The following is a 15,584-nucleotide window of genomic DNA, read 5'->3' as shown; positions in this document are numbered from 1 at the left end:
GCAGCAAGAAAGGGCGGATCAGAACCCTCCGCCTGGTGGCTGCCGATCGCATCAATGGCGGGAGGCGCGGCGCCGAGCTCGTCGAGGCGACATATTTCGGCAGCGCGTTGAACCGGTCGGCAAAGTCGCCGGTTTCCTTGAGCCACGAGCCGGCAAAGATCTCGTAGGTCGTAGGCTTCGTGAAAATTAGCTCGGGATTTGTCATTTTTGGCCGATGGCAGAGGCAAGCGTCGACTTGGTGGTCCGCTAGAAAACAGAACGGGGTTAGTCCCCAGGCACTTGTCCCCCGCGTGCACTTTAGCGCCAAGGTGGTAAGCTCCAAAACTGAGTCGGAGCACTGGTGGAGGGGTCATGGGGCAGACAAGCAAAGTTTTTGATCGAGAGCGCTCGCCGTCTGTCAAGGCCGGCGGTCTGCGGTGACGAAACCGATCAAGTCCCTCCGACCCTTCTTCAGCTACTACGGCGGAAAGTGGCGTGATGCGGTTCGTCTCTATCCGAAGCCGGAGCACGAAACGATCATCGAACCATTTGCGGGGTCAGCCGGATATAGCCTAAGGTATCCGGACAGGGCGGTGATTCTGTACGAGATTGACCCAGTTATAGTCGCGGTCTGGCGTTTCCTGATCTCTGCTACACCAAAAGACATCTTGGCAATTCCAGACCTTCCTCTTGATGGGACTTGTGACGACCTAAAGGTTTCTCAAGAGGCCAAGTGGTTAGTCGGTTTCTGGCTCAATCGTGGCACTGCCAGTCCACGCAAATCTCCGTCAAAATGGATGCGCGACAAGATTCGTCCTGGATCGTTTTGGGGCGAAAGAGTGCGAAACACGATCGCGACCCAAGTCGAAAATATTCGCCACTGGAAGGTATACAATAGCGGCTATGTTGAGTGTCCCGAAAACTCAGAGGCTACCTGGTTCATCGATCCACCCTATCGCGAGGCGGGCCGGCACTATCGCTTCGGCTCGGAAATCATCGACTATTCCGCGCTGGCAACTTGGTGCCGAAATCGGTCTGGGCAAGTTATTGTTTGTGAAAATGCGGGAGCAGACTGGTTGCCTTTTCGAGATCTAGGATCAACTAAGACCACTCGAGCAGACCGTCGCTCAAAAGAGGTCTATTGGCTAAGTAAGTTCGACAAAGACTTGAATTCCATTGATGAGAACGCAATCATTGATGCAGGTACAAATGGGACCGTAGACAACGGGGTGCCACAGGAGAAGAACGCCGCATGACCGCCCGAGCGGTGCACTTGCATAGAGCGTTGTTAAAAGCCCTGGGTGGCCGGGTGCATTGGACCAGTCCTACCAACGAAAAGCCACTAATCTTAGACTTACGTGAACCAGAGTCCCTGCGTCTGAGGGTCTATATGTACAGCCTAGTTGGCGGCGCTGGCGAACGGGCTCGGCGCGAATACAAAATCGTGCTGCGGGTTCGGGATCAGGCGGTGGGCCAGTATGGTTCGTTCGATCATTCCGACGGTCGGTTCACCACTGTAGTCGGCTATGATGCAGACTTGGACGTCTTTGTGTTTTGGGACGCTAGCCTGCATCCTCGATTTAAGAATGGCGGTAACTTGCAGGTGCGGGATCAGGTCGTCCGCAAAGCTGCCGTCTATGGGACCGCCGAGCAGGTGCGGTACCTGACGAACGGCGCCAAGGAAGCAGTGTTGGTCTGCCAAAGCCCGGACTTGTGGCGAACTCTTGAGACAAGGATAACCACTACTGGCGGGATCGAGGAAGGTGAATGTTTGACCTTTCTCAACTGAATTTGAAAACCTCTTATCATAAGGGTCGCGATGATATTGCGCGCGACTTCTATTTACCTTGCATGATGCAAGCGACCCATTTTGATCGAGCTGTAGGCTATTTTCGGAGCACAGTCTTCATCATTGCTTGGCCGGCATTAAAGGGCTTCATAGAGCGTGGCGGTAAGATCCAAATCCTATGTTCGCAGATTCTAGCTGATGCCGATGTCGATGCTTTGGAGGCTGGCTATGCGGCACGGGTCGACGAGGTAATCGGAAGGCGGTTGCTCGAACAGGTTACATCTTTGCTGCAGAATGAAGAACTCTGCGAGCCAGCCAAGATTTTGGCGGGACTGGTCGCCCGCGGTCTTCTTGACCTTCAGGTGGCAATTCTACGAGAGAACGACCTGCTTTCCGCCAAGGGACGCATATTTCATGATAAACTAGGTATTTTCCGCGACGCGATTGGTCATCGGGTGATATTCAAGGGCTCTATGAACGAGACTTGGACGGGTCTCGCTTCGGACGGAAATTTAGAGTCGGTTGACGTTGCCGTAAGTTGGCTCGGCCTTCGTGACCTTGAGCGATGCAATGTTGAGGAAGGCTATTTCAGTGATCTTTGGCAACGAAAATACCCTGGGCTCTGTGTTCGCCCCTTTCCGGAGGTGGCGCGCGCTGAACTGACCAGCGCCGCGCCCGACGATTTCGAACGAGCATTCGATGATTTTCTCCAGAAAACCACCTCAACAGAACCTGCGGATCCCCGCGGCCGGGTTCTGAAACCACACCAAGCACTCGGCTTGACCTCTTGGGCAGCCAATGGCCGCCGAGGCATTCTCGCGTTCGCCACTGGGGCAGGTAAGACCTTCACAGCAATCACCGCCATTCGCGAAGCTTTGAGAGAACATCGAAATGTAGTGCTAGTGATCGTCCCGGATCAGACTCTCTTTGGCCAATGGGAAAAGGAAATCCGCGAGACTACCGCGGACCTCACTCCACGGATCCTGCGCGCGGGCGCCGGACATAGCGGCTGGCGTGCGACATTGCGTCAGTGGACGACGCCCAGCGAGCAGCTGCGTATCGTGCTGGCTACCGTCCAAACCGCATCGAGTGATGAATTTCGCGGCCAGCTTGATGGCGGGGCGCATCTTATGATCGTTGTAGACGAAGTGCATCGCTTGGGATCGCGGAAACATCGGAAACTAATGGACGATGCCAACTTCGGGCCACGGCTTGGGCTGAGTGCGACGCCTGAGCGTTATGGTGATGCTGATGGAACTGCTGCAATCATGACTTTTTTCGGCGGCGTCCTGCGGCCACGTTACACGCTTCCCGACGCTATTCGCGATGGAGTTTTGACACCCTACTTCTACCGGCCCCACGCCCTGCGTCTAGAGCCAGATGAGCAGGATGCTTGGGCGAAGTTGAGCCGGGAGATCGTACGGATACAAGCGCGAATTCGCGCCAATGACAGAACGCCCGGTTTGGCCGAGAAGGCGCAAAATCTGCTGATCCGCAGGGCGCGCCTAATTAAGCAGGCGCGCGCCAAGGTGCAACTGGCCGTCCGCGTGATTAGCCAGGGCTACGTGGTCGGCGAACGATGGCTGATCTACTGTGACGACAGCACACAACTTAACACTGTCAACGCCAACTTGGCAGCCGCGGGCATTTCGACCTTGGCGTATCATTCCGCGATGGAAGGTGATCGAGATCAAACGCTAAGGTGGTTGGCTAAGCGCGGTGGCATTGTTACAGCTATCAAGTGCTTGGACGAAGGCGTGGACATCCCCTCTGTGACTCACGCCCTAATCCTGGCTTCATCCAAGAACCCGCGGGAGTTTGTGCAGCGCCGTGGCCGCGTACTTCGTAAGGCCGAGGGCAAGGCGCTAGCGTACATCCATGACGCCATCGTCCTTCCATCTAGGCTGGACTCGGACGAAGACAGTGATGAGCGAAGGTCAGATCCAATAACATCCGGAGAGCTGGCTAGGGCGATCGAATTTGCCACATATGCGTCCAACCCCGCGTCAGCGACCGACCTACAACAAATTGCAGTACAAGCAGGACTCGACTGGCACGCACTTATGAGGCTTGGGGTGGAAGATGCGGAAGACTGATCTGGAAGACATTCGCTCGGTGATCCATCGGATTCGTGCAGATCGCTTTTCTCATCTGGACGAGCAGTTTCTCGACGCCGTTTTGGACGCTGAGGCACGTACATTGGAGGACGACGCTGGCGCGGTCCAATTGATCCGGCGCGCTGTGGACACTGCGCTAGCAAAGATGGGCTAAAGCAGATGCTGCTGCTTAAGAAACTGGAAATCGAAGGATTTGGGCCGTTTGCGGACAAGCAAGTCCTGTTGTTTCCGGCAAAGCCCGGTGTACTGGTTGTCTATGGCGAGAACATGCGGGGCAAGACTACCCTTTTGAACGCTATCCGATACGCGTTTTTCGGCAAAGTGTTAGGGAGGGGGCGGCGTGAACGACTAGTCCATAGCTTATCCAATCGCGAGCGAGCATCGGCGGGCAAGTTCGGCTTCAATGTCGCTTTGGAATTCGAGTTCGATGGTCAAGCCTTCGAGCTCTATCGCGGGCATGAAGCACGTGGCCCAAGCCCCATCAATGACGGCGACTATCGCTCTGAGGTACTCCTTCGGCGAGGTGGCCAGGTGGTAAGCCAGCAGGAGCAAGACCGGCTTCTTGGTCAAATTTTTCCGGAGGACATTTCACGGTTTTTTCTTTTCGATGGCGAGCTTCTCCAAGAGTATGAGGAGTTGATCATCAACGAGAGTGAGGTTGGACCTCAGATTTCAAGCGCGATCGAAAGAATTCTTGGCGTGCCGATCCTCAAGGCGGGACGCCGCCACCTTCTTGGGTTGGCGGACGAGGCCGACAGGCAGGCCGCTACGGAGGCGTCTCGACATCAAGAAACTCAGAGCTTGGGCAACGCGCTTCAGGCGGCTATTACGCTGCGCAAGGCTCAACAAGATGAACTCGTCCGACTAAAGGACAATCTCGCAGACCTCACTCGACAAAAGGGCGAAATCGACGCCAAGCTCGCGGCTGATCGACGAGCCGCTGATCTCATGAACCGTCGCCAGGATGCGCTCAATCGCGCTGCTGCAGCGGCGACGAGGCAAGTGGATTTGCGATTGGACATCAAACGCGCCATGAGCGATGCGTGGCGGACGGTTTTGCACGAGCCCATTCGTAAGGCCAGGGAACAAGCACAGATCAACTTGCAGTCGCAGATCGAGGCCTTAAAAGTCGAGCTGCGCCGCGCGGCCGTTGAGCGAAGTCATTGTGACATCTGTGAACAGGATGTTGCCCCAGCCCTGCGGTCGAGGCTGCTCGCGACATTGGGCGACACGGGAGCAGCGCGGCCTGCAGACCAAGCGTCGATCCGCTTGGGGGCCGTAGGCGGGTTCAGGGATTTCGATGTGTCCGGCGAAGTACGTCAATTGGTCCGGCAAATTCAAGATATGGCAGTGGTGGAACAACACGAGCGCGAAGAAGCGAAAGATCTTCTCTCTTCGCTGGCCGATACGGACCAAGCGTCCGTCCGCAGTACCCAAGCAACTTACGTCGAAGTCATCGAACAAATTGCGATCGTCAAGCAGGGTATCGAGAAGCAGGCGGCCCAGCTCGAGCAGCAGGAGACGCGCGTCGATGGATTGCGTCGAAAATTACAGAACACCGCTCGAGCTGATGTTATGGCTGTAGAGGCTCGAGCCAAGCTCTTGCGAGACAGTGCCGCCGTGTTCGACGATGCGGTAGAAGCATACAAGACGGAATTGCGAAAACGTGTTGAGGCCAGCGCCACTGAACTGTTTCTAGCAATGACCACCGAGAAGACTGACTTTGCTGGCCTGAGAATTAACAATGACTATGGCCTGACGATCATACATAGGGATGGTCGTCCCGAGGACGCGCGTTCTGCGGGAGCCGAACACGTCGTCGCCTTGGCGTTGATGGGTGCGTTGCAGCAAAATGCCCCGTTGCGCGGCCCCATAGTGATGGACTCGCCCTTTGGCCGTCTTGACGATGGCCACACGTCCAACGTCGTGAGCGGTCTCCATAAGATGGCCGATCAAGTTGTTCTTCTTGTCTATGAAGCAGAAGTTGGCCGTCAGCGTGCCCGGGAGCTTTTGGGCTCTCGGCTGGTTGCTGAGTACGAGCTCGAACGCGTGAACAGCCGGCGTACCAACATAAGAGAGATTCGCTGATTATGGATCAAGACCGGCGTAGCATTGGCCTTTCGGCCGAATCTCAACGCCTCATGGAAGAGATTCTGAACAAAGACTGGTTCAATGAAGCTCAAGAAGCGGCCCGCTTCTCCATGGCCTATGCGATCAAAGCAGGTGTCACCCCTGGTGCGACGCCGGGCGTGGACACTCGTTGGGCGAGCGGACTATTTGACCCGACCGGCGAGATCGTATCCCTTGTGAATGCGCTCTATCCAGAAGTGACAACTCCAGTGCGTGCGATCGAAAAATTCGTCAACGAAGGCCTGCGATTGGTGCACGAACGATTGGTTATCCGAGGCGAAACACCCGCGGATTTGCTGGGCTGAAGTCATCGCCGACGTAACATACTTTGATGGCATATCTCTTGCCATCCTCGCACCCTTCCCCTAATCGCCCATTGGCGAAAACCTGTTCCCAATCGCCCCGCCGTCGCTGACCTCACCATTTCAGCACCCGCAGGCCCCTAAGAGAAAAGCTTTTCCCACCGGGAGATCGATATCCAAATCATGGCGTCCGACGCCCAGCCAACGCCCGCCAAACAGCCGGTCACCCTCCGCGAGGTAGCCACATCGTCGGCGTCAGCCTCGCCACCGCCTCGAAAGCCCTGAACGGGCGGATGACCGCCGAGACGCGGACCCGGATTCGCGAGACGGCGCAGCGGCTTGGCTTTCGCCCGAACAGCCTGGCGCAGAGCCTGTTGCGGCGGCTCCTTTACCGTCGGGCCCGCTGACCAACGACCTATCGCCGCGCCTTCGGCGCGCATTTGTGACGGTCACCGCCTTCATGAAGCAACTCTGATCCCAAATGTCATCGTGCGATGCCAAGCCGCTGCGGGAGCGGACGCGGATAGCATCGGCGAAATGGAACAATCCGGCAGCCGGCGGGTTTGTACGATGAAGGGCGATCTGTTTCGGAGGAAGATTACGATGAAACGCGTCCTTGCCCAACATGCGGTGCGACTGATGCTCGGCGCCGCCTGCCTGCTCACAGTTGTCGAGATTCCCAACCCAATTGCGCCGTTGTCGCTTGTGTCCGAGGCAAGGGCTGCCACCACCGTTTCGATCAGCACATTCTACGAAGACCTGTCTTCCTATGGTGATTGGGTCTCGTATCACGGAGCGACCGTCTTCGTGCCGGTTGATGTGCCTGACGACTGGCGTCCGTATACGCTTGGACATTGGGTCTATACCGAGCAGTACGGCTGGCTCTGGGTGTCCGACGAGCCATTCGGCTGGGCAACGTACCATTACGGCCGGTGGGGCTATGCCGACGATATCGGCTGGTATTGGGTTCCGGGAACTCGCTGGGCGCCAGCATGGGTGAGTTGGCGTCGTGACAGGGAGCACATGATTTGGGCTCCGCTGCCGCCGCGCCGCGACCCGGATTTGATTTCGATCGAGGTGACCTTCGACACGACGCCGGATTACTACTGGGTTGTGGTCCCCACCCGCGAATTCCTTGCCGCGGACGTTTCTACCGTCGTTATCCGGGATGAGCCGGAGTTTGTCCGCATCGTCGAGGCGGCCGAGCCGGCCGGCGACGTGACGATCCGGAACAACGTCGTGATCAACAAAGTCATTGATGTCGATGTGATCGAAAAGGAGACGAACCAGAAGGTGACTGCCGTCAAGGTCAGCAAGACCGACGCGCCCGAGCAGTCCGGCAAACTGGAAAAAGATACGGTCGCTGTCTTTGAGGGCGAGGTGAAAGCCGACCCTAAGGCCAAACCAGCTAAGCTCAAAGACATCGAGGAGGTGAAGCAGGTTCAGGCCGGCCGGAAATCGAAACCGACCGAAGGTGCTGCATCGACCGAGCAGGCCAAGCCCGAAGAAACCGCCAAGCCTGAGAAGCCGAAGGCCGGCGAGCAGCCCGCCGCCGAACAGCAGCAGGCCGAGCCGGAACAGGCGGCCAAGCCTGAGAAGCAGAAGACCAAGAAGCAGCCCGCCGCCGAGCAACAGCAGGGCGAGCCCGAACAGGCGGCCAAGCCTGAGAAGCCGAAGTCCAAGAAGCAGCCCGCCGCCGAGCAGCAGCAGGCCGAGCCGGAACAGGCGGCCAAGCCTGAGAAGCGGAAGGCCAAGGAGCAGCCCGCCGAGCAGCAGCAAGCCGAGCCGGAACAGGCGGCCAAGCCCAAGCCGGAGAAGCAGAAAAACAAGGCGTGCGATCCGCAGACTGAGAGTTGCTAGCCGTACGGTTAGACTGCGGCACCGCGATTATTCGATCGCGGTGCCGCTGAGCGGCCATTCCCCCTTGCCATCCCCACATCCTTCGTCCTAATCTCTCCCTTGAGAAAACCTTTTCCCAACTCCCCTCGCATCCGCTGACATCACCAATCAGCACCCTGAGGGGCCATAAGAGAAAAGCTTTTCCCACCTGGGAGGATCATATCCAAATCATGGCGTCCGATGCGCAGCCAACGCCCGCCAAGCAGCCCGTCACCTTGCGTGAGGTGGCAGCCCTTGCCGGCGTCAGCGTTGCCACCGCCTCCAAGGCGCTGAATGGGCAGGGGCGGATGACCGCCGAGACGCGGACCCGCATTCGCGAGACGGCGCAGCGGCTTGGCTTTCGCCCGAACAGCCTGGCGCAGAGCCTGCTCAGGCGGCGCTCCTTTACCGTCGGGCTTTTGACCAACGATACCTATGGCCGCTTTTCGCTGCCGCTGATGGCCGGCGTTTCCGATGCGCTGGTCGATGCCGGCGTCTCGGTGTTTTTGTGCAATGTCGAGGACGACCCGCGCCTTGCCCAGCTGCATGTCGATGCCATGCTCGACAAGCGCGTCGACGGCATCATCGCCAGCGGCAAGCGCATCGACCGCCATCTGCCGGTCGATCTCGCCAATCTCGGCATTCCGGCGATCTATGCCTTCACCGAGCCCGATCCAAACGCCATCGCTTTCGTGTCCGACGATGCCGGCGGGGCGCGCCTGGCGGTCGAGCACTTTTGCCGGCTCGGGCGGCGGCGCATCGCCCATGTCAGCGGTCCCGCGAGCTTTGCCGTGGTGCATGCCCGCGCCGAGGCTTATCGCGCGGTGCTGGCCGAGAACGGCCTGCCGGTCATGGAGCCGCTGCTTGGCCACTGGTCGGAGGCTTGGGGGCATGAGGCGGTCAAGACACTGTTCGACGGTGAGGGGTTTGACGGCACGCGCGAAAAACCGGACGCGGTGTTTTGCGGCAACGACCAGATCGCGCGCGGCGTCATCGACGCCTTGCGCGAACGCGGTATCGGCGTGCCGGACGAGGTCGGCGTCATCGGCTTCGACAATTGGCAGATCGTCGCCGCGGCGACCCGGCCGCCGCTGACCTCGGTCGACATGAATCTCGCAGCACTTGGCCGCGAGGCCGGCCTTGCCTTGCTTTCGCTCGTCGGCGGCGAACCCGCTGTGCCGGGCATCAGAAAACTGCCGTGCCGGCTGGTGGTGCGTCAGTCATGCGGCCGTCCGCCGGACGGCTGAAACGAAACGGGCCGTGTCGATTGCAAAGCGCTGGGGCGCGGTCGAGTTAAAACCATGTGGAGGAGAAGCATGAGAACCACCATTACCGGGCTCGCCATCGCAGCGAGCATTTTGGGCACGCTGGCGACAGTCGGTCCGGCCGCCGCCGACACCGCCAACATCTGGGTGCGCGCCGACGGCTCGAACTTCATGCCGCGCATCGTCGACGCCTTCAACAAGGGGCATCAGAACCAGATCAAGCTGGACATAATCCCCAATGCCGAAATCATCCCGAAATACGGCGCCGCCGCCGCCGGCGGCACCGCGCCGGATGCACTCTCGCTCGACCTGATCTACACGCCGTCCTTCGCCGCCGCCGGCCAGCTGGAGGACATCACCGACTGGGCGAAATCGCTGCCCTATTTCGCCAGCCTGTCGCCGGCGCATGTCAAGACCGGCACCTATAAGGGCCGCATCTACGGGCTGCCGTTCTCGGCGGATTCCTCGGTACTGATCTGGAACAAGAAGCTGTTCAAGCAGGCCGGCCTCGACCCGGAAAAGGGCCCGACCAACTGGGCCGAGATCGAGAGCGACGCCGAAAAGGTCAACGCGCTCGGCGGCGACATCAAGGGCTTCTACTTCTCCGGCAATTGCGGCGGCTGCAACATCTTCACCTTCACGCCGCTGATCTGGGCCTCGGGCGGCGACATCCTGACGGAGGACGGCTCCAAGGCGACGCTCGACACGCCGCAGATGCGCGGCGCCATCGACCTCTACCGTTCGATGGTCAAGAAGGACCTGGTGCCTTCAGGCGCGCAGACCGACACCGGCTCCAACTTCTTTGCCGCCTTCGCCACCGGCAATATCGGCATCTCGCCGTCCGGCGCCTTCGCTATCGGCGCACTGAACACGCAATATCCCGATATCGACTACGGCATCACCTTCCTGCCCGGCAAGGACGGCGGCTGGTCGTCGTTTGCCGGCGGCGACAATTTCGTCGTCACCAAAGGCACCACCAAGGTTGCGGTGGTGAAGGAGTTCCTCGATTTCGCCTATTCGCTCGAAGGCCAGACCATCCTGGCGAAATACGGCAGCCTGCCGGTGCGCGGCGACATCGCCAATGAGGCGCTGAAAGATCTCGACCCGCGCTACAAGGTTGCCGCCGAAGCCATGGCCAAGGGCCGCACGCCCTATTCGGTGGTGTTCAACGACCTGATCAACTCGGCCAACGGTCCGTGGAACCAGATGATGAACGAAGTCTTCTTCGGTGAAGACGTCGACGGCGCCATCGCCAATGCGCAGGAGACCATGCAGTCGATCATCGATTCGGCGCCGCAGAAGTAAGCGCCGGCGCCCACCTCCCCCTCGAGGGGAGGTCGGACCGCAGGTCCGGGTGGGGTCGTTGCGGCAGTGCTCGACAGAAAGAAACGTCGGCGCTCTTCGCGGAGGACCCCACCCCCGGGAGCCCCTTAACCTCCCCCTCGAGGGGAGGTCGGACCGCAGGTCCGGGTGGGGTCGTTGCGGCAGTGCTCGACGCTCTTTTGATGTCGGCGCGCTTCGCGGAGGACCCCACCCCCGGCCTTCGGCCGGACCCTCCCCTCAAGGGGGAGGGGGACGTCCCGCCAATGGAAAAACAGGCATGACCACCATCACAGCAACCACCGCCGCGCCAGCGCGCGCATACAAACAGGTTGGCGCCGGCCGCCGGCAGTGGATCGGCCTGCTCTATGTCGCGCCGGCCGTTGCGCTTGTCGTCGTCTTCTTCATCGTGCCGCTTTGCATGACCGCCTGGATGTCGCTGCACAACTGGCCGCTGATGGGCGCGCATAGCTTTATCGGCCTCGACAATTACTGGGCGATCCTGCGCGACACCCGCTTCTGGAACGCGCTGAAGTTCACCGGCTACTACACGGTGGTGGTGACTATCGCGATCTTCGCCGTCGCCTTCCCGCTGGCGCTGTTCATCGAAAGGCCGCGGCAGCTGACCGGCTTCTACCGCACGTCCTTCTTCATGCCGGCGGTGATCGGCTTCGCTTCGGCCAGCCTGCTCTGGTCATGGCTGCTCAATGTCGATTCCGGCCTGTTCAGCCCGGCCGCCTTCGAGCTTGGCCTGACCGAGAAGAAATTCAACCTTTTGGCGACCTTCCAGCCGGCCTTCTGGTCGATCATCGCCATGGTGGTGTGGAAGGTGGCGGGCTTCACCATGATCATCCTGATGACCGGCCTGCAATCGATCCCGCCGGATCTGCAGGAAGCGGCGATGATCGACGGGGCAGGGCCATTCGCGCGGTTCCGGGCGATTACCTTGCCCTTGATGCGCCGCACGCTGGCGCTGGCGCTGATCCTGTCGGTGGCCGGCTCGATCCTCGCCTTCGACCAGTTCTACATCATCCTGCGCGGCGGCCCGCGCAACCAGACGCTGACCGCCGTCTACTGGATCTTCAACCAGTCCTTCGTGTCGTTCAAGCTCGGCTATGGCGCGGCACTTTCGATGGTCCTGCTGGTCATCCTGGTGGCGCTCAGCCTCATCCAGCTGCGGCTGCTGCGCAATCCCGAGGGGGTCGACTGATGGCGCAGGCAAGGAGCCGCAAACGCCGCATCGGCATGCAGATTGCCGAGCACTCGACCGGCATCATCGCGTCGATACTGTTCCTGGCGCCGATCGCCTGGACGGTGCTTTCGGCGTTCAAGCCGGCGCAGGAAGCGCGCCAGCCGCCGCTGCCGCCGTGGCCGACAACCGGTTTTTCGCTCGAGAACTACGCCACGCTCAACACCTTCGGCGATGGCCTCTGGCTGCCGGCGCAAAACAGCATCTATGTCTCGGTGATGACGGTGGTGCTGTCGGTGATCGTCAGCGTGCTCGCCGGCTACGGTTTCTCGCGCTTCCGCTTTCCGCTGAAGAACCTGCTGTTCGTCGTCATCCTGTCGACGATCATGATCCCGTTCCAGTCGATCCTGACGCCGATCTTCCTGGTGCTGACAAAAATCGGCCTGCACAACACGCTGACCGGGCTGGTCTGCGTCTACGTCACGCTGCAGCTGCCGTTCTCGATCTTCATGATGCGCAACGCCTTCGACGCGGTGCCGCGCGAGATCGAGGAGGCCGCCCGCATGGACGGCGCCAACAATGTCACCATGCTGTTGAGGGTGATGCTGCCGCTGGTCTGGCCGGGCATCGTCACCATCGCGCTGTTCGCCTTCCTCGGCGCCTGGAACGAGTTTCTGGCGGCGCTGGTGCTGATGACAGACCAGTCGAAATTCACGCTGCCGATCATGATGACCGCGCTGCAGTCCGGCCGCTTCGGCGCCATCGACTGGGGCGCCGTGCAGGCCGGCGTCACCGTCATGATGGTGCCGTGCCTGGTGCTCTTCCTTTTGCTGCAGCGCTTCTACATCCGCGGCCTGATGGCAGGGGCCGTGAAGTGACCACAAGAAATCGAACCGGAGTAAATTGATGACCGCATCGCAATCCGCCAGTCAGGGCGCCAAGCCGAAACTCGCCTTCCGCCCGCTGCCCGTGCCGCAGGTCGATGTGCGCGGCTTCTGGGGCGACCGCGTCGATGCCGTCGCCTCGAAGACCGCCGGCATCCTCTATGACCGCTGCGTCGAGGCGCGCATGCTCGAGCAGATCGATCCGGACCGGCCATCCCCGGGCGTCGTCATTCCGTTCCACTCACCTTCACCGGACGAGGCGGCCACTGCCGGCAACGAGTTCACCGGATCGACGGTGACGACGCAGATGTTCTGGGACAGCGATTGGGGCAAGACCATCGAGACCGCCGCCTATTCGCTCTACCGCCGCCGCAACGACGAGCTCGAGAAGAAGATCGATGCCGTCATCGACATGTACGGCAAGCTGCAGCAGCCCGACGGCTATCTGTCGAGCTGGTACCAGCGCATCCAGCCGGGCCTGCGCTGGACCAATCTGCGCGATTGCCACGAGCTCTATTGCGCCGGCCACCTGATCGAAGGCGCCGTCGCCTATTACCAGGCCACGGGCAAGCGGAAGCTGCTCGACATCATGTGCCGTTATGTCGACCACATCGCCGAGACGTTCGGTCCCGAGCCCGGCAAGAAGAAGGGCTATTGCGGCCACGAGGAGATCGAGCTGGCGCTGGTCAAGCTGGCGCGGGTGACCGGCGGGCAACGGTATATGGACCTCGCAAAGTACTTCATCGACCAGCGCGGGGTTGAGCCGCATTATTTCGACGAGGAGGCGCGCGCCCGCGGCGCCGACCCCAAGGCCTATCATTTCAAGACTTACGAATACAACCAGTCGCACAAGCCGGTGCGCGAGCAGGACAAGGTCGTCGGCCATGCGGTGCGGGCGATGTATCTCTTTTCGGGGATGGCCGACATCGCCACCGAATATGGCGACGACACGCTGCGCGTGGCGCTCGACCGGCTGTGGGACGATCTCATGACCAAGAACCTCTACGTCACCGGCGGCCTCGGCCCGTCCTCGCACAATGAGGGTTTTACCGCCGATTACGACCTGCCCAACGACACCGCCTATGCCGAAACCTGTGCTTCGGTCGGCCTGGTGTTTTGGGCAAGCCGCATGCTCGGCATGGGTCCCAATGCGCGCTACGCCGACATCATGGAGCGGGCGCTCTACAACGGCTCGATCTCGGGCCTGTCGCTCGACGGCTCGCTGTTCTTCTACGAAAATCCGCTCGAAAGCCGCGGCACCCACCACCGCTGGAAATGGCACCGCTGCCCGTGCTGCCCGCCCAATGTCGGGCGCATGGTCGCCTCGATCGGCAGCTATTTCTACGGCCTGTCGGACGACGCACTCGCCGTCCATCTCTATGGAAACGGCACGGCTCGTTTCGATATCGCGGGCCGGCAAATAGAGCTCACCCAGACCAGTAACTATCCATGGGACGGCGCGGTCTCGATCTCTGTCGAACCGGAAGCTCCGACCGAGTTCACTTTGCACCTGCGCTTGCCGGCCTGGTGCCGCAAGGCAGCGCTCAAGGTCAACGGCGCCGATGTCGATCTGGCTGCCATCAGCAGCGACGGCTATGCCGCGATCCGCCGCGAATGGCGCAAGGGCGACCGCGTCGAGCTCGACCTCGAAATGGCCGTCGACCGCCTCTACGCCAATCCGCAGGTGCGGCAGGATATCGGCCGTGTCGCACTGGCGCGCGGCCCGCTGATCTACTGCGTCGAGGAGACCGACAATTCCAGCCAGCTGCATCGCATCGCTCTGCCGCGCACGGCCGACATCGAGGCGCATCAGCAGCTGAACCTTCTGGGCGGCGTTGTGACACTTTCGGCGATTGCCAAAAAGGAGGCTTTCGAAAATTGGGAAGAGGGGCTCTACCGCACCGAACCGCCGGCGGTCGAGGACGCGAAGCTCACCGCCGTGCCGTATTTCGCCTGGGACAACCGCGACCCCGGCGAGATGCTGGTCTGGCTCAGGGACGAATGAAGCCCGACGGCGCCCGACCGATCTCCTCGGCCACAAGTTCCTGCAACTGCCAGAGATTGCGGTCGCGGATGCCGCAGGCGTCGAGATGGCGAATGGTCTCGAACAGATATTCGGCGCCCGAACCCCAATGGCCGACGGCCGTGGCCAGGGTCGCCGCTATCGCTCGCTTTTCGAGCTTGCCTGCATAGCGCGGATTGGCGGGATCGACAACGAAACCAAGCGCTTGGCCTGTGCCGTCGGCTGTCCTGACCTGCAGCCAGCGCGGCACGTTGACGGAGGGCAGGATGGTCATCTCGCGGCGCAGCAGCGCTTCGAGATTGGCCGCCACGGGCTCGGCGATCTCGAACACCATGCCCTGGCATTGGCCGCCGCGGTCGAGCGCCATCATCAGGCCGGGCTGCTCGACGGTGCCCCTGAAGCGCTGCACCGTAAAACAGAACGAACGGTGCCAGCCCGTCGCCACGGCCCGTTCGCCACCCCTGACCTCGCCGGCCGGCTTCCACAGCAGCGAGCCATAGGCGAACAGCTTCACCGGCCCGGCCGGCGCGCCGGCTAGCACCTCGTCGCGAATGCGCGCGTAATCGGCATCGGTCATGTAGACCATGCCCGGCGTCGGCCCGGCATCCTCGACCGCACGCAAGGTGCGGGCGACCAGTGCCTCGGTCAGCGCCATCGGTGTCTTGCGTGGCGAACGCCGTGATGCGGCGGAAATGACCTTGCTCATCC

Annotated in this window: 12 protein-coding genes and 1 pseudogene; 12 read left to right on the top strand and 1 reads right to left on the bottom strand. The window is 60.7% G+C overall.

Translation table 11 applies throughout. The features are described from left to right. The first annotated feature begins 416 nt into the window (after window positions 1-416). From NKH80_RS24250 to NKH80_RS24195, 12 genes and pseudogenes are all read left to right on the top strand, one after another. Complete coding sequence (locus tag NKH80_RS24250) at window positions 417-1,235, top strand: DNA adenine methylase (RefSeq protein ID WP_352823994.1); 819 nt, start codon at window positions 417-419, stop codon at window positions 1,233-1,235. Beyond that, window positions 1,232-1,768: a hypothetical protein gene (locus NKH80_RS24245; protein WP_352823993.1), complete on the top strand. Its 537-nt coding sequence runs from the start codon at window positions 1,232-1,234 to the stop codon at window positions 1,766-1,768. Before NKH80_RS24250 ends, NKH80_RS24245 begins: the two co-directional genes overlap by 4 nt. After that, complete coding sequence (locus NKH80_RS24240; protein ID WP_352994010.1) at window positions 1,747-3,864, top strand: DEAD/DEAH box helicase family protein; 2,118 nt, start codon at window positions 1,747-1,749, stop codon at window positions 3,862-3,864. The genes NKH80_RS24245 and NKH80_RS24240 overlap by 22 nt, the downstream gene beginning before the upstream one ends. Before the next feature lie 180 nt (window positions 3,865-4,044). Next, a complete protein-coding gene (locus NKH80_RS24235; protein WP_352823991.1) occupies window positions 4,045-5,973 on the top strand; it encodes an AAA family ATPase in 1,929 nt (642 codons plus the stop codon). Between the two features lie 53 nt (window positions 5,974-6,026). Continuing rightward, window positions 6,027-6,320: a hypothetical protein gene (locus NKH80_RS24230; RefSeq protein ID WP_352994007.1), complete on the top strand. Its 294-nt coding sequence runs from the start codon at window positions 6,027-6,029 to the stop codon at window positions 6,318-6,320. A 180-nt stretch (window positions 6,321-6,500) separates the two neighbouring features. Further along, window positions 6,501-6,716 (top strand): annotated as a pseudogene (locus NKH80_RS24225) (LacI family DNA-binding transcriptional regulator); the annotation flags it as partial. Between the two features lie 204 nt (window positions 6,717-6,920). After that, on the top strand, window positions 6,921-8,177 hold the full coding sequence (locus tag NKH80_RS24220) for a DUF6600 domain-containing protein (protein WP_352994052.1): 1,257 nt from the start codon (window positions 6,921-6,923) through the stop codon (window positions 8,175-8,177). A 209-nt stretch (window positions 8,178-8,386) separates the two neighbouring features. After that, window positions 8,387-9,442 carry a LacI family DNA-binding transcriptional regulator gene (locus NKH80_RS24215; RefSeq protein WP_352994004.1) on the top strand — a complete coding sequence of 352 codons (1,056 nt, stop codon included), beginning with the start codon at window positions 8,387-8,389 and terminating at the stop codon, window positions 9,440-9,442. A gap of 69 nt (window positions 9,443-9,511) precedes the next feature. Beyond that, a complete protein-coding gene (locus NKH80_RS24210) occupies window positions 9,512-10,765 on the top strand; it encodes an ABC transporter substrate-binding protein (protein ID WP_352690737.1) in 1,254 nt (417 codons plus the stop codon). Between the two features lie 295 nt (window positions 10,766-11,060). Next, window positions 11,061-11,990 carry a carbohydrate ABC transporter permease gene (locus tag NKH80_RS24205; RefSeq protein ID WP_352837649.1) on the top strand — a complete coding sequence of 310 codons (930 nt, stop codon included), beginning with the start codon at window positions 11,061-11,063 and terminating at the stop codon, window positions 11,988-11,990. After that, a complete protein-coding gene (locus NKH80_RS24200; protein ID WP_352617427.1) occupies window positions 11,990-12,847 on the top strand; it encodes a carbohydrate ABC transporter permease in 858 nt (285 codons plus the stop codon). Before NKH80_RS24205 ends, NKH80_RS24200 begins: the two co-directional genes overlap by 1 nt. A gap of 28 nt (window positions 12,848-12,875) precedes the next feature. After that, window positions 12,876-14,858, top strand: a complete 1,983-nt coding sequence (locus NKH80_RS24195; protein ID WP_352993999.1) for a glycoside hydrolase family 127 protein — start codon at window positions 12,876-12,878, stop codon at window positions 14,856-14,858. Here NKH80_RS24195 and NKH80_RS24190 read toward each other — a convergent pair. Continuing rightward, the gene (locus NKH80_RS24190) at window positions 14,845-15,582 is read right to left on the bottom strand and encodes a gamma-glutamylcyclotransferase (protein WP_352993996.1); all 738 of its coding nucleotides are present in this window, start codon (window positions 15,580-15,582) and stop codon (window positions 14,845-14,847) included. The genes NKH80_RS24195 and NKH80_RS24190 overlap by 14 nt on opposite strands. Window positions 15,583-15,584 lie beyond the last annotated feature (2 nt).

The organism is Mesorhizobium sp. M0904 (assembly GCF_040319475.1).
Lineage (GTDB): Bacteria > Pseudomonadota > Alphaproteobacteria > Rhizobiales > Rhizobiaceae > Mesorhizobium.
This window is presented reverse-complemented; position numbering and strand designations above follow the sequence as displayed.

Bases quoted from the DNA above. Each gene is read 5' to 3' on its own strand.
- NKH80_RS24190 (WP_352993996.1), bottom strand. From the start codon at position 15,582: ATGAGCAAGGTCATTTCCGCCGCATCACGGCGTTCGCCACGCAAGACA.
- NKH80_RS24200 (WP_352617427.1), top strand. From the start codon at position 11,990: ATGGCGCAGGCAAGGAGCCGCAAACGCCGCATCGGCATGCAGATTGCC.
- NKH80_RS24220 (WP_352994052.1), top strand. From the start codon at position 6,921: ATGAAACGCGTCCTTGCCCAACATGCGGTGCGACTGATGCTCGGCGCC.
- NKH80_RS24230 (WP_352994007.1), top strand. From the start codon at position 6,027: ATGGAAGAGATTCTGAACAAAGACTGGTTCAATGAAGCTCAAGAAGCG.
- NKH80_RS24205 (WP_352837649.1), top strand. From the start codon at position 11,061: ATGACCACCATCACAGCAACCACCGCCGCGCCAGCGCGCGCATACAAA.
- NKH80_RS24210 (WP_352690737.1), top strand. From the start codon at position 9,512: ATGAGAACCACCATTACCGGGCTCGCCATCGCAGCGAGCATTTTGGGC.
- NKH80_RS24215 (WP_352994004.1), top strand. From the start codon at position 8,387: ATGGCGTCCGATGCGCAGCCAACGCCCGCCAAGCAGCCCGTCACCTTG.
- NKH80_RS24195 (WP_352993999.1), top strand. From the start codon at position 12,876: ATGACCGCATCGCAATCCGCCAGTCAGGGCGCCAAGCCGAAACTCGCC.
- NKH80_RS24235 (WP_352823991.1), top strand. From the start codon at position 4,045: ATGCTGCTGCTTAAGAAACTGGAAATCGAAGGATTTGGGCCGTTTGCG.
- NKH80_RS24245 (WP_352823993.1), top strand. From the start codon at position 1,232: ATGACCGCCCGAGCGGTGCACTTGCATAGAGCGTTGTTAAAAGCCCTG.
- NKH80_RS24240 (WP_352994010.1), top strand. From the start codon at position 1,747: ATGTTTGACCTTTCTCAACTGAATTTGAAAACCTCTTATCATAAGGGT.